Origin of the sequence: Leptospira andrefontaineae (assembly GCF_004770105.1) — a bacterium.
Taxonomy (GTDB): Bacteria; Spirochaetota; Leptospiria; order Leptospirales; family Leptospiraceae; genus Leptospira_B; species Leptospira_B andrefontaineae.
This window is the reverse complement of sequence record NZ_RQEY01000005.1, coordinates 475,043-497,924: the sequence shown is the minus strand read 5'-3', so window position 1 is coordinate 497,924 and position 22,882 is coordinate 475,043. Positions and strand designations below refer to the sequence as shown.

The 22,882-nt window shown below is 39.9% G+C and carries 21 protein-coding genes; 9 read left to right on the top strand and 12 right to left on the bottom strand.

Annotated elements, in window-relative coordinates; translation table 11 throughout:
• Nucleotides 1–31 precede the first annotated feature (31 nt).
• The gene (locus EHO65_RS04015; protein WP_135772869.1) at nucleotides 32–370 is read left to right on the top strand and encodes a hypothetical protein; all 339 of its coding nucleotides are present in this window, start codon (nucleotides 32–34) and stop codon (nucleotides 368–370) included.
• On the opposite strand, the gene EHO65_RS04010 is transcribed toward EHO65_RS04015, so the two are convergent.
• The 3 genes from EHO65_RS04010 to guaB form a co-directional block, all read right to left on the bottom strand.
• A complete protein-coding gene (locus tag EHO65_RS04010; protein WP_135772868.1) occupies nucleotides 371–1,069 on the bottom strand; it encodes a 16S rRNA (uracil(1498)-N(3))-methyltransferase in 699 nt (232 codons plus the stop codon).
• Nucleotides 1,069–1,812 carry an outer membrane lipoprotein-sorting protein gene (locus tag EHO65_RS04005; protein WP_135772867.1) on the bottom strand — a complete coding sequence of 248 codons (744 nt, stop codon included), beginning with the start codon at nucleotides 1,810–1,812 and terminating at the stop codon, nucleotides 1,069–1,071. The genes EHO65_RS04010 and EHO65_RS04005 overlap by 1 nt, the downstream gene beginning before the upstream one ends.
• An 81-nt stretch (nucleotides 1,813–1,893) precedes the next feature.
• Nucleotides 1,894–3,420 (bottom strand): IMP dehydrogenase, encoded by a 1,527-nt coding sequence (gene guaB, locus EHO65_RS04000; protein WP_135772866.1) that lies wholly within the window; start codon nucleotides 3,418–3,420, stop codon nucleotides 1,894–1,896.
• Nucleotides 3,421–3,508: 88 nt separating this feature from the next.
• Between guaB and EHO65_RS03995 the strand changes: the two genes are divergently transcribed.
• Together EHO65_RS03995 and EHO65_RS03990 are read left to right on the top strand one after the other, a co-directional pair.
• The gene (locus EHO65_RS03995; protein ID WP_135772865.1) at nucleotides 3,509–4,669 is read left to right on the top strand and encodes a DUF1577 domain-containing protein; all 1,161 of its coding nucleotides are present in this window, start codon (nucleotides 3,509–3,511) and stop codon (nucleotides 4,667–4,669) included.
• 123 nt (nucleotides 4,670–4,792) lie between these two features.
• Nucleotides 4,793–5,653, top strand: coding sequence for a fatty acid desaturase (locus EHO65_RS03990; protein ID WP_135772864.1), 861 nt, complete (start codon nucleotides 4,793–4,795; stop codon nucleotides 5,651–5,653).
• On the opposite strand, the gene EHO65_RS03985 is transcribed toward EHO65_RS03990, so the two are convergent.
• The gene (locus EHO65_RS03985; RefSeq protein ID WP_208743964.1) at nucleotides 5,650–6,933 is read right to left on the bottom strand and encodes an EAL domain-containing protein; all 1,284 of its coding nucleotides are present in this window, start codon (nucleotides 6,931–6,933) and stop codon (nucleotides 5,650–5,652) included. The two genes, EHO65_RS03990 and EHO65_RS03985, sit on opposite strands and share 4 nt — an antisense overlap.
• Before the next feature lie 95 nt (nucleotides 6,934–7,028).
• Nucleotides 7,029–8,675 carry a hypothetical protein gene (locus tag EHO65_RS03980; protein ID WP_244243427.1) on the bottom strand — a complete coding sequence of 549 codons (1,647 nt, stop codon included), beginning with the start codon at nucleotides 8,673–8,675 and terminating at the stop codon, nucleotides 7,029–7,031.
• Between the two features lie 120 nt (nucleotides 8,676–8,795).
• Here EHO65_RS03980 and EHO65_RS03975 point away from each other — a divergent pair, with 120 nt between their 5' ends.
• Nucleotides 8,796–10,337 (top strand): LA_3751/LA_3752 family putative glycosyltransferase, encoded by a 1,542-nt coding sequence (locus EHO65_RS03975; protein WP_135772861.1) that lies wholly within the window; start codon nucleotides 8,796–8,798, stop codon nucleotides 10,335–10,337.
• A gap of 69 nt (nucleotides 10,338–10,406) precedes the next feature.
• Here EHO65_RS03975 and EHO65_RS03970 read toward each other — a convergent pair whose 3' ends face one another.
• The 3 genes from EHO65_RS03970 to EHO65_RS03960 form a co-directional block, all read right to left on the bottom strand.
• Nucleotides 10,407–11,900 carry an FAD-binding oxidoreductase gene (locus EHO65_RS03970; RefSeq protein WP_135772860.1) on the bottom strand — a complete coding sequence of 498 codons (1,494 nt, stop codon included), beginning with the start codon at nucleotides 11,898–11,900 and terminating at the stop codon, nucleotides 10,407–10,409.
• Nucleotides 11,901–11,917: 17 nt separating this feature from the next.
• Nucleotides 11,918–12,643: an SDR family NAD(P)-dependent oxidoreductase gene (locus tag EHO65_RS03965; RefSeq protein WP_135772859.1), complete on the bottom strand. Its 726-nt coding sequence runs from the start codon at nucleotides 12,641–12,643 to the stop codon at nucleotides 11,918–11,920.
• Nucleotides 12,644–12,718: 75 nt separating this feature from the next.
• Nucleotides 12,719–13,507: an arginyltransferase gene (locus EHO65_RS03960; RefSeq protein ID WP_208743962.1), complete on the bottom strand. Its 789-nt coding sequence runs from the start codon at nucleotides 13,505–13,507 to the stop codon at nucleotides 12,719–12,721.
• Nucleotides 13,508–13,577: 70 nt separating this feature from the next.
• Between EHO65_RS03960 and EHO65_RS03955 the strand changes: the two genes are divergently transcribed.
• From EHO65_RS03955 to EHO65_RS03935, 5 genes are all read left to right on the top strand, one after another.
• Nucleotides 13,578–13,889, top strand: a complete 312-nt coding sequence (locus tag EHO65_RS03955) for a hypothetical protein (RefSeq protein ID WP_135772857.1) — start codon at nucleotides 13,578–13,580, stop codon at nucleotides 13,887–13,889.
• A gap of 5 nt (nucleotides 13,890–13,894) precedes the next feature.
• Entirely contained in the window at nucleotides 13,895–14,290 is a 396-nt protein-coding gene (locus EHO65_RS03950; RefSeq protein WP_135772856.1) for a ribonuclease HI family protein, read from the top strand.
• A gap of 205 nt (nucleotides 14,291–14,495) precedes the next feature.
• On the top strand, nucleotides 14,496–14,834 hold the full coding sequence (locus tag EHO65_RS03945) for a hypothetical protein (protein WP_135772855.1): 339 nt from the start codon (nucleotides 14,496–14,498) through the stop codon (nucleotides 14,832–14,834).
• Complete coding sequence (locus tag EHO65_RS03940; RefSeq protein WP_135772854.1) at nucleotides 14,831–16,126, top strand: CCA tRNA nucleotidyltransferase; 1,296 nt, start codon at nucleotides 14,831–14,833, stop codon at nucleotides 16,124–16,126. Before EHO65_RS03945 ends, EHO65_RS03940 begins: the two co-directional genes overlap by 4 nt.
• Nucleotides 16,127–16,404: 278 nt before the next feature.
• Nucleotides 16,405–17,964 carry an outer membrane beta-barrel protein gene (locus EHO65_RS03935; protein ID WP_425269321.1) on the top strand — a complete coding sequence of 520 codons (1,560 nt, stop codon included), beginning with the start codon at nucleotides 16,405–16,407 and terminating at the stop codon, nucleotides 17,962–17,964.
• 111 nt (nucleotides 17,965–18,075) lie between these two features.
• Here the strand turns inward: EHO65_RS03935 and EHO65_RS19875 are convergent, their stop codons facing one another.
• The 4 genes from EHO65_RS19875 to EHO65_RS03920 all read right to left on the bottom strand — a co-directional run bounded on the left by EHO65_RS19875 (nucleotide 18,076) and on the right by EHO65_RS03920 (nucleotide 22,878).
• Nucleotides 18,076–18,219 (bottom strand): hypothetical protein, encoded by a 144-nt coding sequence (locus EHO65_RS19875; RefSeq protein WP_167482003.1) that lies wholly within the window; start codon nucleotides 18,217–18,219, stop codon nucleotides 18,076–18,078.
• 189 nt (nucleotides 18,220–18,408) lie between these two features.
• Nucleotides 18,409–18,810: a hypothetical protein gene (locus EHO65_RS03930; protein WP_135772853.1), complete on the bottom strand. Its 402-nt coding sequence runs from the start codon at nucleotides 18,808–18,810 to the stop codon at nucleotides 18,409–18,411.
• A gap of 37 nt (nucleotides 18,811–18,847) precedes the next feature.
• Nucleotides 18,848–22,144, bottom strand: coding sequence for an efflux RND transporter permease subunit (locus EHO65_RS03925; RefSeq protein WP_135772852.1), 3,297 nt, complete (start codon nucleotides 22,142–22,144; stop codon nucleotides 18,848–18,850).
• Nucleotides 22,144–22,878, bottom strand: coding sequence for a hypothetical protein (locus EHO65_RS03920; protein WP_135772851.1), 735 nt, complete (start codon nucleotides 22,876–22,878; stop codon nucleotides 22,144–22,146). The genes EHO65_RS03925 and EHO65_RS03920 overlap by 1 nt, the downstream gene beginning before the upstream one ends.
• Nucleotides 22,879–22,882: the final 4 nt, after the last annotated feature.

Genomic DNA, 22,882 nt, shown 5'->3' with positions numbered 1-22,882 from the left:
GTTCTATCCCGGCCGAAAACGATTTACTTATATGACCCGATTTCTCCCGTTTTTACTAGCAATCGCAATCTTAGGTATTTTCTCATGTAATAGCGGAGAGAGAGATATCAAGGGAAATGCTTTAGCAACTTTCTACGCAAACTGCACGGGTGGATCTTATCCTGCCTGTAAGAATGCTTGTGAGAATAAGTATGGCACTTCGGTCACTACTGATAATCTAGTGGGTCTAAACACTTGTCTTTCTTCTTGTAATACAAGCTGTAATATTTCTACATTTTGTTTTCAATTATCCCAAAGTTGCAAAAGTGATTGTGATAATTATCTGAATACTTGCGTTTTAGTTTTAGGCGCGAGCGGATTCGCCCAATAATTAGCGCAAATTTCCCAACCTAAATAAAGAGGCCGCAAAAATTCCAGCGGTCTCTATTCTCAAAATAGATTCTCCCACATTCACAGATAAGACCCGAAACTGAGAGATCAGTTCTAATTCTTCTTTTCTAAATCCACCTTCCGGTCCTATCAAAACTGTTTTGTTTTGGATGTTTTCAGGACTGATTTGTATTTCAGATCTTGGATCAAAAAGTAGAAGTTCTTCATTTTTTGATTTGGATTCTTCTAAAAATTTAGAAAGAACAAACGGCCCTTTGATCTCAGGCAAAAAATCTTGGCCAGATTGAGAAGAAGCTTCCGCCGCAACTTTCAAAAGTCTTTCCGGATTTAGGTCCTTTCTATCCGAATGAGAAAATACTAAAAAAATAAATTCAGTGATCCCAAGCTCGGTCCCTTTTTGGATAAGCCATTCTAATCTGTTTCCTTTCGGAATTGCAGTCGCGATCTTTGCTATAGTTTTTGGTCTTTCTTTTTTTTGAGTGCCGATCAAACTTCCAATCTTAGAAGAAGAAGGTACATTATAAGCAAAACTTGCACCTGCACCGTCTTTTATGATTACCGTTTTCTCTTCCGAAAAAACTCGAAATGCTTTTAAGTGAGAGATCTCTTCTCCTTCTAATTTCAGTTCAGGAGAAAAAGAAAATCCAGGTCGAAAAAAAACGATCTCTTCCGAGGACATTATAGTCTGTTTAGATTATCCAATTCGAATAAAGAAGGATCCGGTTTTACATCTCGGTCAACTTCAGTATATTCCAATACGCTGATCGCACCGGTATTCAGATCCAACATTTCCAATCTACTGACAATATCTTCTTTGCTAACTTTCTGTTTTGCTTTTACCTTAACGGGACCGTACTTTATATTCATGGTTTTATAAAGTACCCCGTCTTTATCATGGAAATCCAAACGAGTAGGTCTTAATGTGTCCGGTTCCAAAAGTAGGATCAACTTGGAATAAAAATAAGGAACGATTGGGCGAAGTGCTACACGTTTCATCTTTTTACCTGCAATATCCAAATCACTTTGTACTATTGGATTATAATTTGCTTGGTAAGAAGTTCCTGCCAGATCCACAAAACTGAATCCGGTATTTAAATGGTTCTCGTATTTTTCTTCGTCGTTCTTTTTGAAAATTTTTCTGGAAAGCGCATTGAAGGCGAAGATCAATTCTCCGTCTTCTTTGAATAATATCTTATATTCTAGACCACGGCCTTTACTTTCGAATAAGGAGAGAGAATCTTCTCCCTTTCTAAAAATACTCAAGTCCCAGGTCCAAGAATCCCCTGTTTTTTTGATCAGGATCAGGTTTGCTTTTACTAAACCGTCCGCTTTCAAAAGCGCCTGGTCTAGTCTTGCGACTAGTTCCTGGGCGACTCTTGCTTTATCAGGTGGAGCCTGAGCATGGGAAATTTCCCCAGTCATGAAAATCGGGAATATTAGGATTATCGAAATAAGATGAAACTTTTTCAAAACCTTTCCTTCCCGGCAAATCCAAAGGTGTTATTATTCTGCTCTTAAACTAGGTGCACTATAAGAGTAAAGACTATGAACAGAACCTTGGGCTTGAGCGGATTCACTCCTTCTTTCGAATCTGAGCTTTCCTTGTCGGAGCCCTTGATGTAAATCTTGGACGGAACGGAATCCCATATCCTGAAAAGAAAGTCGCAATCCAAGACTTAAATATGGAATAAAGTTCAGAATTGAACCTCTATCCACTACTGAACCGCTAACTCCCTGAGCCACTTTTACTTTCTGGCCCTCGTTGAAATAACGTTTATCTCCACCGGCTTTCATCGCCTCGATACTTGCCATTCCACGATACTTTTTGAGACGTATTCCATTCTCATAAAAATACTCTCCGGGCGCCTCAGATGTTCCTGCGAACATAAATCCCATCATACATGCAGAAGCTCCGATTGCCAAAGCATTTGCGATATCTCCAATATTGGAAATTCCACCGTCCGCAATGACTGGAACATCATGTTTTGCCGCATGAGCTGCAGTTTGGTATACAGCAGTTGCTTGCGCCCTTCCCACAGCCATGGTGTCCTGTGTAATACAAATGGAACCAGGTCCCATTCCGATCCTAAGTCCATCTGCTCCGGCACCGATCAAGTTTTCAGCTTGGCCGCGGGTAACTACGTTTCCACCAATCACTTCCAGGTTTTTGAAATTAGATTTAATGAATTGGAGCATCTCTATCTGGTAGATCGAGTTTCCCTGAGCGGAGTCAATGATGATCACATCCACTCCTGCCTCATACAATGCAGCAACCCTGTCCCTTGATTCAGGTAAGGTAGAAACTGCAGCCCCACATCTGAGTCTTTTGTTCTCATCCTTAGAAGAATCTGGAAATTCCTTATTTTTTTTCAGATCGGAACGACTCACTAAAGAGACAAGTTTTCCGTCCTTGTCAATGATCGGAAGTTTTCCTATCTTCTCTTTTTTGATGATATCGTTTGCTTCTTTTAAAGTGATCCCTGCTTTTCCGGTAATCACTTCCGTAGTCATAACTTTTTCTACAGGGATAGAACGATCTCTTTCGAAATCGATATCTCTATTAGTCACGATCCCGACCAATTTAGAATTTCTGGTTCCATCAGCGGTGATTGGGATCCCAGTGAAGCCTAAAGTTTCTTTGATCCTATCTAGATCATGAATTGTATTTTTTGGTCCGAGAACAACAGGGTCTGAAATGAAACCGTTTTCGAAACGTTTCACTTTGCTAACTTCAGCAACCTGCTCTTCTACAGAATTATTATAATGGATAATTCCGATCCCTCCCATAAGGGCCTGTGCGATAGCCATTGCGGACTCAGTCACAGTGTCCATTGGGGAACTCACGAATGGTCTTTTGAGTTTGATCTTTTTTGTTAATCTAGTCTCTAGTTCTACGTCAGATGGATTGAAATCGATAAAACCGGGCAGGACTAAAAAGTCCCGATAGGTAAGCCCGATTTGCATGCTGAAAAGTTCTTCGCCGGATAGGCCGTCTAAAAATTGGGAGTCTCGGTAAGATTGGTTTGACATTAGTGTACCTTACCTATTACATCAAAACGAAGCCAAAGGCTGGAATCAAGATAATTTTCCGCCGGAATCCGATCGACCTAGGAATTTAATGGAAAAGGTTCAAAGGAAACAAAGAGACAAAGAGTTCATCACAGATCCTGGTAAAAAACTCCATATCATTGGAAAATTTCTACTCAAAACAGATCTACTCGTAAGGGATACGGAAACTCACGAATCCGTTCAACTCCTCTCCGTCAATAAGGACGCCACAAAAATTTTAGTACAAGGTCGGATGGCCGAACAATTTAAGCTGAATGCTCATATTGTTTTGTACAAATTACTCGCGAGATATGTCGAACTAGAGTGCGAGGTCCTGGAAGAAAAACCGAATAATCAATACATCATGCAGGTGGAACATGTTTCCATCGCGAGTAGAGAGAGGAAATTCACAAGGATCAAACCTCCGGATGGAAGTGTTTGGATCACTAACCTGCGTACTAGCAGGACCACAATCGACGCGAACTTATTCAATATTCCTACTTCTGTAAAAGTTAATTTTGCAGATACCGAAAGAACTCTTAAACCTAAGTTTGATATTGTCAAAATAGATGTTTTCAATTCCATCGGAGACAAGTTCGATCTAGTCAAAAAGACCGGCAAAATATTATATATTCCGAATACACAAAAACCGGATTGTTATAAATCTTCCGATCCGAACGGATTTATAGATTACGAACATGAACTAGGCGACGAAGATGATGTTCGTAAAAAGATAATAGAATACGCGAACCAAAAGATCAAATCCGAGCTAATCGTTCCAGTTATATATATTAACCATGATGAGCAGGCAATTCCTATAGGATATGTCCATGCCCAAAATAGAACCAGAGAAATAGATCTTACTGAAGTAATGGAGATCAAAACTCTTACCTTTGATATGGTGGACCGCATCAGGGAATCCAATACAATCCTTGTAAAGGAAAGATTTTCAGTGATAGATCTTTCAACAGGAGGCTTAAGAGTTAAGATCAATCATCCGGATCTAAATAGTGAGCTCCCCAGAAGAAAAGGATTCACATTCGATATATTTTTCAAAATGCAATCACCGATCACAGCATATGGAGTAGTCCGTTCAATTGCGAGAGATACGGATGGCAACTTATATGTAGGACTTTCTTTGGAAGGAAATTCCGCAAGACCTGGGGAGAAAAAACGTTTTATAGACAACGTAAATCGTATGCTTTCTGACTCAGGTGTAAAAGTTGGCTAAAATTGAAAAATATTTCCAAATGGAAATATTAATTTTGGCTTAATTGTTTTTCAAAAGGGTATATTATATAGAGAAGCGGGCAACGCCTAAGCCCTCTTAGAGTCCCGCTTTCATGGAGGCTCTATGATATACTCTCCAGAAATCAAAACTTTAGATCCTTGCGATGGCAAGATTGTCTGGGCGCCAACCAAATCCATTTTGTTCATAAGCTGCTTGACCATCTTCTTGGTCTTCGGTTATTCCACCTACTCTACTACAAACGTTTTGCTCTCCTTCTTCCTAACTGCGATCACACTTAGTTTTGGTCATTCAGTCGGATTACATCGAGGAATACTACATGATTCATTTTCTTCTTCTATATATTTAAAAAGAATTTTACTTTATATAGCGGTTTTAACCGGGCTCGGTGGCCCTTTATCTCTTAGATACTTTCATGATCTACGCGACTGGGCACAAAGAAGTAAGGCATGTCATCCCTACTTCTGCCATTACGATAATATATTTCAAGATTTTATAATACAGAACAACTTCACCATTAAAATGAAGGAACAGCAGATCTTTAGATATTCAAACGATTATGGAGAAGATAAGGTTATTCAATTTCTGGAGAAAACTTGGCTAATACAGCAAATTCCGATCATCGCGATCTTAGGCCTTATCGGTGGATTAGGAACAATCGTATGGGGAGTCTGCGGAAGAATTTCAATCTGTATTATAGGAAATTGGCTCGTAAGTCATTATGCTCATAAAAGCGGAGATTTAATACGAGTAGTTCCGAATGCTTGCACCCAAGGTTATAATGTCCCTTTCATTTCTCTTTTGACAATGGGAGAATCGCTTCATAATAATCATCATGCATTTCCTGAATCCAGTAAGTTCTCTCTTCAAAAAGGAGAAATGGATCCAGGTTGGTGGTGTATCCAATTTTTAAGTCTATTCGGTTGGATCAAATCAGCAAATGTAGCGGAACCGGAGAGAACTTAAGGAAAGTCCCACATCCGCACATCTACGAATAGAACATTATCCTCTTCCATTCTTTTGGAATAAGTTACTAAGAGTAGATGACTTTCCAGATCGTAGTAAGGGTTACTTGCAATCCATCCACCGGAAGAGTCCTTCGCATTTTTATAAAATTGTTCTAGGAAATAAGGTCTCCAGCTCCAGTTCCTTCCTACAAAGGTATCGTCTTCCAACATTCCAGAATCGGAGATCCCTGAATAGTTAGGAGAAAGTTGTCTTCCTTCATGGTTGGTCACATACATTCTAAAAACGGATTTTTCTAGAAGATAAGAATTCCTTAATTTAATAGTCGCAATACCGTTGGAGGTGATCACCTCGATACCGGAGGATTCCAAACGATCTTCCAGTTCCTTCTCCTTTTTAATCCGGCGTAACAACTGGTATTTTTTATAATTAAAGAATAATTCATGAAGTTGGGAGAATCGGATGCTCAAACTATTGATATCCATTAACTCAGGGCTCGGTTCCGCAAAATAGAAACCTTGTAAAAATCTGGCTCCATATGTCAGAGCATTGTATAACTCGGTCTCAGTTTCCAAACCTTCGAACAAAAGAGAACACCCTAAACTTTCGGCAAGTCTGGATAAAGTGAATAAGATTTCCTGGAAATTTCGAGAAGCAACTGAACTACGAATCAGGCCAAGATCCACTTTGATAATATCAGGATGTAAAGCACCGATCCTATCTAAGTTGGAAGATTTGGATCCGAGATCGTCGATCGCCACTAAGAACCCGGACCTTTTATAAAGATTGATCAAAGGTTTTAACTGATCTATTTCTCCGGAAAAATGTTCTTCCACAATTTCGATCACGATCCTTTTAGGATCCAAACCGGAACCTTTAGCGATCTGTAAAGTATAGGGTTCCTCATCCGTTTTGGAAGACAAATAGTCCTGCATGAAAGAAGGAGATATATTTAGAAAAAGTTTCGTTTTAGGATCTAACCCGTGCGTATTACTGATCTTTTCCACCGCTTTTTTGCGAATGGTCCTATCAATTTCTAATTTAAGTTTTTTGAATTCATCTCTTTCAGAAACGGAAAAAGAATGAGGAATATCAGCTAAGAAAAATGGGCCTAGGCTGTGGACCGTTCCTTCCTTATCTATAAAACGAGCCAGTGCTTCGTAACCGAAGATAGAATCTTTTTCGACGGACAAGATTGGCTGGAAGTACGGAACAATCTCACCTTCGGAAAACCATTCCCGCCATTTGGATGCATTCCAAGAAGCTCTTCCTTCGCTCATTCTTAACAATAAAATGGAAACCCTGTAAGAAGGATCAAGAATTTAAAATCAAAAGTTCAGACCAAATGATAAAAGAAGAATGAAGACTACTTAAACTAGTAACCGACTCCCAGTCCACAAGCGAAACCTTCTGGAATTCCAACCCATGGAGTTCTTGGTTCGGAATTTAGTAGCAAATATCTATTACCGCCTAAGTTTTCTCGGAGAATTTCCACAAATCTCTCTTTTGTGAAAAGATCTTGCGATTCGGTTAACAATTTCAATCGATCATAGTATACTTTTAGATTCGGATCTTGGATCTGGTTTTGTCTTGAAGTAACCGATTCCAAGTATCCTACTGGAATATTTCGGGTAAAATGCCCCACTCTCCAATTAGAAACTGATTTCAATTTACTTAATAAAGGATCCGTTAAAGCATTTGAGTCTATAATCTTACGGTTTTCGCCGGCAAAATAGCCATAAAAGCCTACGTTAATCGTAGCACATGCCTTGTCCGGGTCCTTAGGTGACTTTTTATACTTTCTACCCGCATCAGCCCAGCCGTGAGTTGGGTATTCCTGAAATTTAAAAGAGCGTAGAAGGTTTGTGCTTCTAAAATAAGCACCTTTCTCGTCTTGAATTTCCTTGTCGTTTCGAAGTCTAGTATAGTCTTTTGTAATATACAAGTATGAGTTTTGGTTTAACAGGAATAAGGCGACAAAGAATAGAACGCTCACTCTAGGAAGATACGAAGGTGAAATTTCCGAAAGCAAGAATAGGCAGACTACAAACGGAAGAGCAAAAAACCTTCCCGCCATAAAATCCCCGCCTATGGAACAGACATATAAAACATAAAGTCCTATCCCGGCAGATGTTGCGGCATGTAAAAATCTCTTTTTCCAAACGAAATATGGCAAAAGTAAAATTATAGAACTGATCGAAAGTGAAGTGAAAATATCCCAACGAAAACTATTCTCCAGATAATCCAGACCATAAGGCCATAAATGAGAAACAGTTAAATCAGTGTTTAATTTTGCATATGCGGTATTCGGAAATAGATATCCGTAATATATTAAAGAAAAAATTGACCAGAAAAGAACAGGCAAAAGTCCTAAAACTGCCGCCCCAATAAACTTACCCCAAGATTCTCTTTCTTTAAAAGGTTTATATAAATATAGAAGGAACGGAAGTCCCAGAAGAACTGTGTCTTGTCTGTTCAGATAAGATAAAGAAAGATAAAAAAAGAAAAGAAAAATCCCCCGAAAATCAACCTTCTTCTCCAAATCGAATGCCTTCGATAAAAACAAAATGATCAAAAGAAAAGAAAGTGGGTTTTCCAAACCGGAACTGGAGAAATCCACAAATGCTCTGGATATAAGTAATGTTAAAAGTATCCAAGAACCGTATTGCCAGTCCCCTTCTTTTTTCCCAAAACGAGAAATGAACAAATAGACGGTTGTTCCTACACAGATCCAAGAAAGGATTAAAGAAGAATAATATACAGGAATTTTACAAAAAGAAAGAACGATAAGACCAAATAGCCAAAGAGGATGAGTATATGCCTGAACTCTTTCGTAGGTATTCCATCTAAGTCCGAAGCCGTTTAGAAAATTATCCACCGTCCTAAAACTGATATAAGCATCTTCGGTGACCCAGGAATTCGCGATCACAACATAAACAAATAGAATACAAGAAATCGGAAAAAAGAATTTAGGAAGAGGCTTTTGAAAGAAGGACAATAGCTTTTCTAAGGCAGAATTCACAAGCTCCAAAAAAACATCCGGAATCCAACTGTCATTCAGAATTCGGATACTTAAGAATGGTCGAAATATTCCTTCGGGATTTCTTCTTGACCTTGGATTTTACTGGGACTTCCTAGCAGAATGTTCAATCGCCTTCTTTCCCGGGTTTCTTCTTTTACCGGCAAGCCCTCAGGATTTCTGATTTTCGGAGCAGTATTTTTATCCTTATTTTTAGCATGGCAGTACCAAACAGGGATCCGAGTCGGGGATGGAGCAGTCAAACAGCAACAACTTGCGGACCTTCTCCAAAACGGGTTACCTGATTTTTCCTGTAGATACTCCGGAAAAGAAATAGATCCTGAGTTCCAATTTTTACCTTTAGATCTGAAAAAAGGGTCCACGATGACCCATGTTTATAAAGGAAAATGTTATTATGTATTTCCTTTTTATTACACAGCGATCCAGTACCCATTTGCTCTTCTTATGGGAAGATTCGGAAGTTTTTTCTTATCTTTAGTTTTTGGAATATTAACTCTAAGGGCATTATTCCAAATTTCTGAAGTTTTCCAATTAAAGGAAAAATCTAAATTTTTCTTTTTGATCTTTCTACTTTTTGGTTCTGCGTTCAGCTTATTTTCAACGGATATTTCCGAAACAATCATAGCAATCTACGGAGTTACCCAAGGAATTTATTTTTTACTAAAAGAAGATGAATCATCCAATTCTGCGGACTTAATATTAGCCGGTATATTTTTCGGATTTGCAGCATTCTTTCGACAGGAAACAATTCTATTGGCGGCCAGCCTTTCTTTAGTTTATGCTTTTAGAATATTCAGAAATCCAAAAACTGCATTATTCCCATTCGTATTCGGGACATTCTTATTCATCCAAGCGGCAATCAATTTTTCAGTAGTGGGACATCCGTTAGGTTCTAGAGGCTATTTACAAGAATCCTCTTCCTATCGTTTGATCGCTCAGATCTATTATTTAGGACAATTGGTATTTTTAGGAAAAGGATCACTGGGATTATTTGGAGCCTATCCTGCATTGGCATTTATCGTTTTATGGAGGCCAAAATCGGACCCATTAACTCGAATTTTATACGGATTAGTGATCTTTATACTTATATCAGGATTTCTGACCTCTACAAAATTTTGGCAGGGAGTATTATTCGGGCCTAGGTTTTTAATGACCATTCTCCCATTTTTGCTTTTGGTCCTATTTTCTATTTTAGAAAAAAATTGGGAAAAACTCAGTAAACCTTTTAAAATTGCAGTTGTCCTTTTTCTTTCTTACTCGATCGTAGGCGGGGTCATATTTGACAGACTATATTATAAATTTACAAAGTCCATTGTGAATGAACAAAAAGAGCTAAGTGATCACACTTCAAAAATTGTGATCTACAGAAAAGGTTCTGTGTTTTTACCTTCTAATTCTTTTAGAGAAGAAAGAGAAGTCTATGAAATCGACACCGCCGAATCCTTCGATGTACTTTTAGAAAAATTACATACGATTGGAAAAACTCAGGTAACTGTAGTTGGTTTTAAGGATGCTTATCCGAAAGATATTTTAGTTCCCAAATCAGAACATTTTGAATTTAAGAATAGAAACTTCTATCAAAGTCCTTCTATCAATATGGAGACTTTAGAAATTATTAAAGTTCACGCGAAGCCGCAAAGATAAAAAGAGTTTTGTTTTACTTCTCCAAGAATCTTCTAAACTTAGCGACTTGGCGTGAAAAAAATGAGCTATCTACTTTCCCCAGACCCTTCTGAATAAGTCGGACTCTAAAAGATTTTTAGGATCTAATTTTTTCTTCATGGTTCTGAACTTTTCTAGGTTCTGTTTTGGCATGGACCTTCTGTAAACTTCAGGACGAAGAGTGCTGTCTTTTGCAAAATAGAATCTTCCTCCATTCTTTACAACGATCTCATCCATTTCTTTGGCAAGTTCCCAAAGTTTCGTTTTATTCCCGTTGGTCATCGGAAAATCCATAGCCATGGAATAACCATCTACAGCATGAGTGAGTAAGAACTTATCTGGTCTATGTTTCTTGAATACTCCGAGCCAGTTTACGATCCCTCTTTTTTGACAAATACTTAGGATTTCTTCAAATCCTTTAACTGCATTTTCTTTCGGAATAAAACTTTGGTATTGGATCATTGCACCAGGCTTATACATAAATTTCCAATTCGGAACATAGTCCAAAAGAAAAGCATACTCGGCATGTCCCTGCTCATACGGTTTATTATTATTTAAAAACCCTGAGATCCATTTCCCAAAGTTCACGAATCTCATTCCAAATTTATTGCTAAACGGATACATGAAAAGCCACATCCAAGATTTAGGAATGATCCCTAAGAATGTGCTTGGTAGGATTTGATTTTCCAATTTGCAATTTTCAGGAAAATCAGGATCTTCTCCTGCTTTTAGATGAACTGCTTTATGGATCTGTCCACGACCTATACCTTTCCCGGAAGCAAATCCATCCACCCAGCCAACTAGATAATCTGATTGTTTGTATTCTTTTTCGAAATAATCATACATCTCTTGTAGGTTTGAGGTATTCACCGGCCAAACCTTCATCTTACCTGAGTAGATTTTTTTGAGTTTGATTGTTACCGTTAGAAATGCGCCTAACATTCCGAAACCGGAAATTGCAGAATAGAATAGATCCGAATTCTTTTTAGGAGAACAAACGGATTCTTTTCCATCAGGACTTATAAAAGTAAATTCTTGGATATGATCGCCGATCGGTCCAACAGCGAAGTTATTCTTTCCATGGATATTCATAGAAAGTGCTCCGCCTAAAGTAGGGAACATCGTTCCACTTACAACAGGAGGCCAAAATCCCCTTTCAATCCCAAACTCCCAAAGTTGTTTGATGGTCACTCCGGACTCTGCAACCAAGATCCCGGTTTTAGGATCAAAAGATAAGATCTTATTAAAATTACGAATATCTACTACTATCCCTTTTTCATTTGTAGCAGCGTCACCGTAACTACAACCACCACCTCTAAATGCAACTTTAGTATTCGTATTTCTTGCGTAGGTGAATAGATCCTTAAAGTCTTGGATAGAAGTGGGTAAGAAAACCTTACTATTGGAGAAATGGTTCATTCCCCAGGCTTCTACCTTTTGGACAGGACTTAAATGTGACTCGAACTCTTTCAGATCGAAGCCAACTTTTTTAGTTTTAGTAGCTGTCTTTTTTTTAACTGTCTTTTTCTTAGGGGCGGCTGCCATTTTAGATCACCTTTTCCTTAAATGGAAAGTTTTCTGAAAATAAAGGAAGGGATAAGTCGAATGATCAAAGAGACCAAGGCCCAACGAGCAGGCACATAGAAATTCTCTTTTCCAGCATTCACTTTCGATAATATAACTTGAGCAGCTTCTTTAGCAGTGATGAGCCACATAAGACCAGGCAATCCTTCCGTCATTGGAGTTTCGATCATTCCAGGTTTTACTGTAACTACTTGGATTCCTTTTACTGCTAAACGATTTCTTAAAGCTTCCAAATAAGCAGACATTCCCGCTTTAGATGCGTTGTATACCGGGTTTCCTCTACGACCTCTATCACCTGCGATGGAAGAGATACCTATAATTTTGCCTGCCTTCTTCTCTTGGAAATAAGCAGCTGCAGAGTCCAACCAAGCAACACAACCTAAAAGATTGACTTCTAACATTTCTAGATCTTTTTCGATTGGGAATTCTTCCGGACCGACTCTATGCATCACACCGGATGCGTAATAAATTTCGTCCAGGCCACCTAAACTTTTTACTGCTTTGGCAAATTCTCCAGGGACCTTGGAGTATTCAGTAACGTCGTGTTTGACGAATAAGTTTTTTGCTTTGGAAGAAGGAAGTTTTTTGAGTTCCTTATCTCTTCTTGCAAAAGCAGCGACTTGGTGTCCCTGTTCGATCAATTGAGATGCAATTTCTTTTCCGATACCGCTAGAAGCGCCTACTACGATGATCTTTTTAGCCATACCAACCTTTCTGAGACGCAAGGCCAGTCTGACAAGCCTGATTTAGGTTGTTTCGGAGAGAAGAATGACCCATGTTCAAGTGTTAATACGTTTGTCTCCGTTTGGACCATTCTCTAAGATATAATCCGGAAGAAAAGATTCACTCTTCTTCCAAACACCCGTATCACGATTTAAAATTTCCGAAGGCTTCCAGTTCTTTTTATAATCCATCTTTGGATGTCCTGGAAGAAAAAGACCCAATTGAAATTCTTTAAATCCATTTTCCTTTGCCCAAAGGATAGAGGATAGAATAAGAAAATTTCCCAAACTTCTTTTACTTTCTTCCGGATCATAAACGGAATAAACTGCGGATACGGTTTCTTTTCCGATATCCAATAGGATCCATCCGAGTAAGTTTTCATCTTTCGAAAGAAGAAGTTCTAAAGAATTTTCAGAACCCACATACATTTGGTATTTCATCGTTTCCAAGATCTCAAAGTCGGATTCTCCATGAATTCCCTTATGCCTAGATCTTTGGTATCTCAAATATAAATTTTCCTTATTCGAGTCGATTTGAGGGAGAGATGTTTTTAGACCTAGATCGGAATTGATCTTTTCCAATCTTTTATGCGAAGAAGTTTTTTCGAAATTCTCCAGAGGGATACGATAGCTCAAACAATGAGAACAGCTTGAACAATTCGTTCTATAAAAAAAGTTCCCGGATCTTCTGAATCCGAATCTAAATAGTACATCCAATCCTTCTAAAGGAATATTTTCCCTTAGGATAAAACCTTTTACCTTTGAACGCCTCTCCGGATAATAACTGCATTCCGATTCAGGAGTTTCGGGGAGAGAATTTAGAAACTGAAAATAATCTATCTGCATTGTTATAATGCCAATATCCTAGATAGTTTTTACATTGCCAAACCAAAGCCTTCGAAGGATAGGACTATTGATGGTATTTGGTTTAATGATGGATCATCCGGCACGTTGGAACGCTTATAAATTGGCTTTCGGATTCACTGCCCTAAGCTATCTTTTTTATTTTTTATCCCTTCCTTTCGTTTTGTTTGCTTTATTAGCAGCCGGACTTTTTTGCCTGATCGGAGGGCTATTCTTCCCTCATACATTCGATCAATTGTATCGGACTTTCCAATTTTTGGTTTTAGGTGCGCTCTCCTTTTTAGTTTCCCTGCTAATCCTGATTGGATATTTAATTTTTTGGAGACCATTCCAATTCATTTTGGGCTCTAAAAGCCAAGATTAAACCCAGTGAAAAAGTTCAAAATATACTGCGACGGTGCTTCTAAAGGAAATCCGGGACCTTCTTCCATTGGGGTTGCGGTTTACGAAGGAGAAGCCGAGGTGCATTCTATCTCTCGTAGGATCTCCGACGGAACAAATAATGTGGCAGAATGGGCGGCCCTAGAAGCTGGGATAGAATATTGCCTCTCCCAAGACGCCGTAGAAGTCACTGCTTATCTGGATTCTGAACTGGTAGTGAAACAATTCAAGGGAGAATACAAGGTCAAATCCCCTCACTTGCAAATTGCAAAGGAGAAAGTCAAAGGCCTCACCTCTCAACTCAAACTATTCTCTATTCACCATGTTCCTCGGGAAAAAAATAAACGGGCAGATAAACTAGCAAACCTAGCTTTCGAATCTTAAATTTTCGGGCGGCTCTTCGCTCCGCTCAGACCGGGCTACTACGGGCTCCGCTATCGCTCCGGTCCTTCGGACTTCCCCTGCGTATCCCTGCCGCGGCTTACTCACACAGAGGCACAAAGACGCAAAGGATTCGAAAATGAAAATACTTAGCGACTTAGCGTGAAAAAAGGTTTCCTCTCAGGATTCTTATTGAAAAATTCCATGCATGGACAGTAAGAAAATCATAATTCTACTTCTTCTTATCCAAACCTGCAGAGCAAACATCTTAGATAAAATGAAAGAACTGCAAAAAGAAGGAAAGTATTTGGAACTTGCAATCCTGTGCAATGAGCATACCGACCAAGAATACAAAGAGATCTGCAATTCTGCCTGGGACGAAACAGGAAGAAGAATAGACCAAATCCTTTCCCAACAAGCTGACCTTCCCTTTTTGAGAGTCTCTGTGGACGGAAAAACCAAAAAGCAGATAGAGGAAATTTTTTCTAAAAATCCTGCACTCAAAGATCGTTATCTACCTATTTGGAAAAAGATCGTCCAGGAATGATGAACTCCGATCCGAACAAACTTATCTCCCAAATCCCTTCTCCTTTTTTAGAAGATCTATTAGAGATCAGTACCATAATACGAAACCATGGAGGAGAAGCTTATCTCGTTGGGGGAAGTGTCCGAGATCTGATCTTAAATAAAATCCCTCACGAATACGATCTTGCCGTTTCGATCCATCCGGAAGAAATGCAGAAGATCTTCAAAAGAACGGTTCCGACTGGGATCAAACACGGAACCATTACTGTATTATTCCATGATAGATCCTATGAATTGACCACATTCAGAAAAGACGAAGATTATATTGATGGAAGAAGACCGGAAACAGTACAATTCGGAGTAAGCCTGAGTGAAGACCTGAAAAGAAGGGACTTCACAATGAACGCCTTGGCATTAGATCTTCAAAAAAAGATATTGGTGGACGAACATTCCGGGATAGAAGACATTCAGAATTCTTTAATTAGGACTATTGGAAATCCGGTCTCCAGATTTACGGAAGACGGCCTCAGACCAGTTCGTGCAATTCGATTTGTCTCCACCCTCGGATTTGCGATCCATCCGGAAACCGCAGAAGCGATTGAAACCTGTAGGCCAATCACTGCAAAGGTTTCTACAGAAAGAATCCACGATGAATTTTTAAAGGTTCTCAAAAGCAAAAATCCGATCGGTGGATCGGATCTATTAAAAAAGTATAAAATTCTGGAATTATTCTCCAAAACAAAATTATATTCCGGAGACTGGGAAAAACATAAAAATGGATTTTCCAAACTTCTAGAGTCATCTGAAAAATCAAAAATAGCCTATTTCCTAGTTTCCTGTTTCTCCGAACAAAACTGGTTTTCCGACTCGAATGTATTCTTTAAAGAACTCAGATTTTCCAACCAAAGAACAAAAGATTCTCAGTTTCTAGTAAAAACTTTGTATTCTATCATCCAACAAAAAGAAGAATTAAAAACTTCTCCAGGGATTCGAACACATTTGCTCCATCCGATCGCTCAATATGCGGGTAAAAAGGATCTCTGGGACTGGTGTTTAGAACTTTCTCTTCTTTGGTCAGCTTTTTTAAATGAGGAAGCATTTTGGCTCCTAAGCGCGGAACAAGAATGGAAGAAGGATCCACCACTTCTACTCTCTGACCTGGCCATAGATGGAAATCTGATCCGAGAAAAATTCCCAGAACTTCCGGCTCCTAAATTGGGAGAACTCTTACGATCTTCTTTGCTCGCTGTTCTCCAAGATCCGAATCAAAATTCCGAAGAACTTCTATTAAGTCAGATTCGAAAATCGCACTAATCCAAACGCCTTAAATCTCCGTCTTATATTGTCGAAGTGCCTACAAAATTCCTCCTCCACCAAAACATCTTCTAAATTGCCTAATCTTTTAGCACCTCAATATATGCTTAATTTATAAGCACTATGTTAATATATAAAAAATAGCCTGAAAAGTTTATAAAATCTGAACATTGAATATTGGATTTAGAATCGTTTTTAAGCCTTATTTAGTCTCTTTGCCTATTTTTTTCATGTTGGCACGCTAGTTGCATAATTACGGGCATAGGAGATTTAGGAGAATGATGAGAAAAAAAACAGTCAACCTCATTGCTACCTTTACTCTGGTGACCGCCTCTTCGGTTTTTGCCCAACCGAAAAAGGAAACACCGGACCCGAAGGCAGCTCCGGCGGCGGCGGTAAAAGCCGAGCCTGTAGAAAAGAAATGGTATGACGCGGTAGATTTTTCCGGATTCGTGGATGTGTACTACATGTACAATAACAACCCGTTACAAGGAAACGATATCGACGCTACCAGAGCTTTCGAAACCAACAACAAGAACTTTGCAGTAAACGCAGCCGCATTAGCGGTCCAAAAAACTGCTGAGAAATCTAGCCCTTGGGGATTCCGTGTGGATTTCCAAAACGGATTGAACAACCCGTACCAAGAAGGTCTTTATAGCACTGTAAACGGTGTATATAACTACAACCTGTTAAAACAAGCATACATCAGTATGTATTTCCCGGTGCTTAAGGGAATGACCCTGGATATAGGAAAGATGGCAACTCATATTGGATATGAGGTGATCGAGTCAATGGGTAACCCCAACTACTCGATAGGGGCCATCTTCCAAAACACGATCCCATTCATTCACACCGGTGCTCGCTTAACTACTCAAGTTACCGATAAATGGTCTGGAACCTTTTATCTATACAACAGTGGTGGTGGTACCGGTTACCTAGCTCCAACTGAGGCAAATTTGTCCAATGGAGCAAAAAACACCTTCGTGGAAGGAGCTACTCAGCATAAAGCGGTTGGAACGCAGGTTAAAGGCCAGATCATTGAAGATAAACTTTCTGTGACTTGGAACACTCTGTATTCTCAAGACGGTGCGACAGGTGTAGTTGATCCTACTATGGCTTATTTAGCTGCTCAAGTTGGTGCACCTACCCCAGGAGCGCCTAGAGCTAAATATGATACTGACTACTGGTTCATGAACCATGCTATCGTTTCCTTCACACCTCACGAAAAAATCACCTTAGACTTCGACTATACTTGGAGTGAGAAGGCTGGTGGATTCGCACCGGTTAACAAGGAATCTGCTGCTGCAAATGCAGACGGTTCTGATCCATACACTTTGGAAAAAATCTTGGGTGGAGCTGTTAACACTAAAGATAACAAAGCAACCTACAAAGCTTATGGTTCTTGGATCAAAGTTAAGTTTAATGAAGAGTGGGGAGTTAACTTCCGCTTCGAGTACATCGACGACAGTAAATACAACACTCAGTTGACTACTTTCAACCCTTTCAGAAATGCAAACGCTTACTTAGGCGAGGCTCGTGCCGCTGAAGATGCAGCTTTAGCTGCAGCAGTTAAAGCTTCTACTCCAGCTCTTGCTGGCTTAAGCGATAACGAAGTATTGCAAATCTTGAAGCCGAAAGATTACACCAACTACGGAAACACTCACTACGGATCTTACAAAACATTTACAGTAACTCCAGTTTGGAACTTCACTGAAAATCTTTTGATCAAACTTGATATGAGAAGAGACTGGGCGAATGGATATCAATTCGTTAACTCTTCCGGTGAGAAAAGCAAAGACCAATATGGTTTAACCTTAGGTATCGTAGCTAAGTTCTAATCCGACTTAGATAACGATTTCTTGAAGAAGAGCGTCCGAAAGGGCGCTCTTTTTTTATTTTCAGATAAATTGATGGAATAAGATAATTAAGAAAAGAAGAAGGCTAACTATTCAGAAATCCAGATCCGATTGCCCAGACATGGCAACCAATTGTCTTCTGAAAGAATGAGGAAGGATATTCCAACAGGATCTGAATGTCTTTTTCCAAAAACCGGCATCTGCTTTTTTCAGTTTTGCCTTTAAATGCTCGCTCATCTCAGATCCCTCTTAAGATATTTAGAGCGAAAAATATGTAAAAAAATTTCGAACTGTTAATCGTTTCTCGGTCCGGAATTTTAAAAATCTACCCAAGAAATTGTAAGGTCCTTAGATAGATTTTTATGATTTATACGTCAGATAGTGAACCGGTTTTAAAACGGTAATCCCTCTCCTTCAACTGAAAGATTAAGCTACCAAAACCCCATAAACGATAATAGCAATCCCTACCAGGTTTGCAGTAACTCCAATCCCACCTAGGATCTTTCCAAGAGCTGGATTCTCTTTAAATTCGTCTTTGATCCCTTGGAGCCAATCCACTGTATCTTTTAAGGCAATAAATCCGGAAGAAACTGCGAATGAAATGGCACCGACTAGAGCAGTTGTTTCTGAAAGGGGAGCAAGCTGAAATGCGAATACCAAACCAAGGATCATAGCACCTTGCATCAATGGTCCGATATGTGCGGCCTGTAAATATCTGGAAGGAAATTCAGCCTTCATTCTCGCAAACGCATACGCGAAGCCCGTCAGACTTCCGTATGCTAAATTTAAGACCCCGGTTAGGATCAAAATTTTTTCGGGTAGATTCATAGTCATCACCTGTCTTTATTTAAGACAAGTGCATAAACTAACGTTTCTTTTTAGCGAGAACTTTTTTCTTTACCTTTTTACTTCCGTTCCTATGAGCTGGAGACGCGTCTTCGATATCATCTTCATCGTATAAGGAAACGTATGCTTCCGGATGAAGTTCGAATGTCTCTGCCTTTTCTACCGAATGTTTTCTATCCCCCACTAATACTAAATAAAGTGAAGGTAGCACGGTCAATACGAGGAATAAAGCGGAGAATAATCCACCGACGATTACTGTAGCCAAAGGCCTCTGAACATCTGATCCAACTCCGGACGCCAAAGTAGCCGGAATTAACCCAAGTAACGCAAGTAACATTGTCATCAACATTGGTCGCAACTGGATAACTGCCGCTTGTGTGACCGCTTCTTTAGTGGTCAATGTTGGCTCGTCTCTCAAAAGGTGATTTGTCCTGGAAACGAAAAGAACACCTGACATGGTTGCAATCCCGAAAAGTGAGATAAACCCTACCCCACTGGATACGTTAAAATAATATCCTCTTAACAGAAGTGCGTACATTCCTCCTACCAAGGAAAGTGGAAGACAGGCTAAGGCCACATAAACGTATTTTAAATTTCTATAAAGTAAGAACAATACTCCGAAAATGATCGCGATCGTTACCGGAATGACGATGGCTAATTTTTTACCAACTCGAGCAAGGTTCTCATATTGCCCTCCGTAACGTACCTCGTATCCTTCCGGCAGTTTTATCTTTTGCTGAACTTTCTTACGAAGTTCATTTACGAATCCACCTTGGTCGCGGCCCCTCACGTTTGTTCGGACGGTAATGGTCCTTCTACCTTCTTGGCGAAAGATCATTGTAGGTCCATCTTCCAAAGTAATCTTTGCCAATTGCGAAAGTGGAACTCTTTCCCCTTTAGGAGAAATGATAGGCATTGACTCGATTGCTCTTTTAGAAGCTCGATAGTCCTTTGAGAATCGAACTACGATACCGAAACGGGCAGGAGTTTTTGGAGGAATGTCGGAAGGCCCCTCATACAGTGTGCTAATTCTTTGCATACCGATGGCTGCTTCTACCATTTGTTGTATATCGCTTACATTGATCCCATAACGAGCCGCTGCTTCCCTGTCAATCCGAACAGTCAACTGAGGGCTATCCGCTTCTTGTTCAATACCGAACTCACTTGCTCCAGGCATATCCTTTACGATATCCAAGATCTCTTCCGCAAGTTTACGCATCACTTTTAAGTCTTGTCCGGATACGAAAACCGCCAAGTCCGCAATGGTTCCCATGATCGCTTCCGACAAGTTGTCCATGATAGGCTGAGAGAAACTGATCCTTGCTCCAGGAAGAGTTGCCTCCAGATCATTTTTCATTCTTAGAAGAAGTTCTTGTTTGGTGATCCTTTCCTTCCAATCGTCGTAATCTTTTAAGCTTACGAGCACTTCCAATCTGTTAGGAGGAAGAGGGTCGGTTCCATCGTCATTCCTTCCCAGCTGAGAAAGTACTACGCTTACCTGTTCGTTTTTATAGATCGTCTCCCGGATCTTAGGCATAAATTTACGAGCTTCCGGAAGAGAGATACCTACAGGGAAAAAGATCCTTAGGTTAAAACCACCCTCATCCATTTCTGGTAGGAACTCTGTTCCAAGTTTATATCCACCTATCGCCAAAAATATGGTAACAACAGTGAAAGCGCCAATGACTACTCTTCTCGATCTTTCTACTAAATAGTCTATTAATGTTTTATAACGTACTTCTATCCAACCATAGACTGGGTTATGCCATGCGATCGGTCCTGGCTTCTCCGATTCGAAATAATTTCGGAACATATAAGTCATCAAAACCGGCACCACAGTCATGGAGAAAATTAAAGCTCCGAAGATCGCGAAGGAAATGGTGAAAGCCATCGGCTTGAACAAACGTCCTTCGATACGCTCGAAAGAAAAAATAGGCAAATAAGCAAGTATGATAATCAGAATGGAGAATAAAATCTCCGTCCCGACCTCGGAGCCGGACTCTGCGGTCAGCTTAATGATACCCTTACTTTTATCCCCAGGGGTGGCATCCCTATATCTTCTCATGATATTTTCCACCATGATCACGGCGCCATCTACCACGATCCCGAAGTCTATCGCTCCTAAGGAGAGCAAGCTTGCTGGGATCCCGGTTATATTCATAAGAAGGAACGCAAATAATAATGCGAAAGGAATGGTTGCTACTACTACGAGAGAAGCTTTTGCACTTCCTATGAAGAAGATCAACACCAAGCTGACCACCATCACTCCTTCCAGAAGTGTTCTCCCAATAGTGCGTAACGTATAATTTACAAGGTCACTTCTATCATACGTAGTCCTGAGCTGTACTCCGTCAGGAAGATAATTCTCATTGATCTCTTTTACTTTTGCGCGGATCCGATCCCCCATTTCGTTAGGATCTCCCCATCGACGCATAGCCACGAGACCTTGGACCGAGGAATCTATATCCATAACTTGGTTGTCTATACGGACTGTATAACCTAAGACACCGCTCGGGATCGGGTGAGAAATTTCCACAGTTGCCAGATCCCGAACAAATACAGGGACTCCGTTTACCGTTTTTACTACGATATTCTCTATATGTTGGGCTTCTCGTATCGCACCCAAAGAACGGATCGGAAATCCTTGCTCACCTTGTAAAAGTAGGTTTCCTCCAGTATTCAGGTTATTCACCTGAACCGCCTGGATCACATCGTTTATCGTAAGTTTATAACGTACTAATTTGTCAGGAGAAGTTACTATATGGAATTGTTTAGGCAAACCACCGAAAGTAACCACATCCGCAATCCCAGGAATGGAGAGCATCTTAGGCATTACAATCCAGTCTTGGATCGTTCTGAGTTCCATTGGAGTATGGTTTCCGGAAGACTCCACCACATATCTGAAAATTTCTCCCACAGGAGAACTCATAGGTCCTAATGCAGGTTGGACTTCCTCAGGAATATCCGCATCAGCGACCCTTTCCATAAGTCGCATCCTCGCAAAATAATCATCGGTCCCATCTTCAAATACGAATTGAAAGACCACAAGACCATTGATAGTTCTCGAACGACGTACCGCTACTTTAGGGATCGCATTCAATACCCTTTCGATCGGAAGAGTAACTCTCTCTTCTACTTCTACAGCAGCTTTACCCGGGAATTTTGCAATTAAGCGAACTTGTGTATCTGCAATATCCGAATAAGCTTCCTTTCGAATATCTGTCCAGGCCCAAACGCCTAAAACCGCCACGAAAACAGAGGCGATGATGGTGGGGACTCGAAACTTGAGTACGGATTCAATGAGCCTATCTATCATTAGTATGACCTCGTATCGAAGAAATATCCTAACTGAATTAGAAGTTGAGGATTTTTATAATCTCCACTTCCTATTCCTCCACCAACTTGCAGGAAGAAATTTCCAAGAAGGAAATCATAAGTAAGCCCTACATATCTTTGGTTTAAAGTTACCTTCTGTTTGTCCCTACTTTCATATTCCAAAAAAGTAGCTAGATTCGGATTCTGTTCGGCTATATATGAGCGAATGATCAAATCTTCAAAAGTTGGATTTCTATGCTGGTATCCAGGAAAGTCGCTGCCCGTAGGATAAGAAGTTTGTCCCCCTCTTCCCAACTCAGGAGCGAAAGGGTCTACTTGGAATTGTCCGATTACTACGGAAACACTATGCGCAATAACGGAAGTTTTCCAAAAACTAAATCCTAGATCCGCCTGCCATCCCCACCAATGAGGCCCCCAATGACCGCCGGATCCTCGTATTACGATATCTTTATAATAATATCCTAAATTGAAGTTTATACTTCCTGGAGAACCTACACTTGCTCCGTATACGAAGAAGTTCGTAGATTTAGGAAGCGCTTTCTGAGAAAGATCGTCCTTTTCCTCTTCTCCGAATTTACTTTTACGATCCGCATCCGGAGTCCATTCCGGAGAAACATCTTCACTCTTATAATCCTTTTTCTTTTCCTGCGAATAAACGGAAGAAACAAAAGAAAATAAGAATATTATAATAATAAAACTTAGTATTCTTTTCATAGAG

Excerpts from the sequence above, each read along its gene's own strand:
- EHO65_RS04015 (WP_135772869.1), top strand. The coding sequence starts at position 32 with ATGACCCGATTTCTCCCGTTTTTACTAGCAATCGCAATCTTAGGTATT.
- EHO65_RS04010 (WP_135772868.1), bottom strand. The coding sequence starts at position 1,069 with ATGTCCTCGGAAGAGATCGTTTTTTTTCGACCTGGATTTTCTTTTTCT.
- EHO65_RS04005 (WP_135772867.1), bottom strand. The coding sequence starts at position 1,812 with ATGACTGGGGAAATTTCCCATGCTCAGGCTCCACCTGATAAAGCAAGA.
- guaB (WP_135772866.1), bottom strand. The coding sequence starts at position 3,420 with ATGTCAAACCAATCTTACCGAGACTCCCAATTTTTAGACGGCCTATCC.
- EHO65_RS03995 (WP_135772865.1), top strand. The coding sequence starts at position 3,509 with ATGGAAAAGGTTCAAAGGAAACAAAGAGACAAAGAGTTCATCACAGAT.
- EHO65_RS03990 (WP_135772864.1), top strand. The coding sequence starts at position 4,793 with ATGATATACTCTCCAGAAATCAAAACTTTAGATCCTTGCGATGGCAAG.
- EHO65_RS03985 (WP_208743964.1), bottom strand. The coding sequence starts at position 6,933 with ATGAGCGAAGGAAGAGCTTCTTGGAATGCATCCAAATGGCGGGAATGG.
- EHO65_RS03975 (WP_135772861.1), top strand. The coding sequence starts at position 8,796 with ATGTTCAATCGCCTTCTTTCCCGGGTTTCTTCTTTTACCGGCAAGCCC.
- EHO65_RS03970 (WP_135772860.1), bottom strand. The coding sequence starts at position 11,900 with ATGGCAGCCGCCCCTAAGAAAAAGACAGTTAAAAAAAAGACAGCTACT.
- EHO65_RS03965 (WP_135772859.1), bottom strand. The coding sequence starts at position 12,643 with ATGGCTAAAAAGATCATCGTAGTAGGCGCTTCTAGCGGTATCGGAAAA.
- EHO65_RS03960 (WP_208743962.1), bottom strand. The coding sequence starts at position 13,507 with ATGCAGATAGATTATTTTCAGTTTCTAAATTCTCTCCCCGAAACTCCT.
- EHO65_RS03955 (WP_135772857.1), top strand. The coding sequence starts at position 13,578 with ATGGTATTTGGTTTAATGATGGATCATCCGGCACGTTGGAACGCTTAT.
- EHO65_RS03945 (WP_135772855.1), top strand. The coding sequence starts at position 14,496 with ATGGACAGTAAGAAAATCATAATTCTACTTCTTCTTATCCAAACCTGC.
- EHO65_RS03940 (WP_135772854.1), top strand. The coding sequence starts at position 14,831 with ATGATGAACTCCGATCCGAACAAACTTATCTCCCAAATCCCTTCTCCT.
- EHO65_RS03935 (WP_425269321.1), top strand. The coding sequence starts at position 16,405 with ATGATGAGAAAAAAAACAGTCAACCTCATTGCTACCTTTACTCTGGTG.
- EHO65_RS19875 (WP_167482003.1), bottom strand. The coding sequence starts at position 18,219 with ATGAGCGAGCATTTAAAGGCAAAACTGAAAAAAGCAGATGCCGGTTTT.
- EHO65_RS03930 (WP_135772853.1), bottom strand. The coding sequence starts at position 18,810 with ATGAATCTACCCGAAAAAATTTTGATCCTAACCGGGGTCTTAAATTTA.
- EHO65_RS03925 (WP_135772852.1), bottom strand. The coding sequence starts at position 22,144 with ATGATAGATAGGCTCATTGAATCCGTACTCAAGTTTCGAGTCCCCACC.
- EHO65_RS03920 (WP_135772851.1), bottom strand. The coding sequence starts at position 22,878 with ATGAAAAGAATACTAAGTTTTATTATTATAATATTCTTATTTTCTTTT.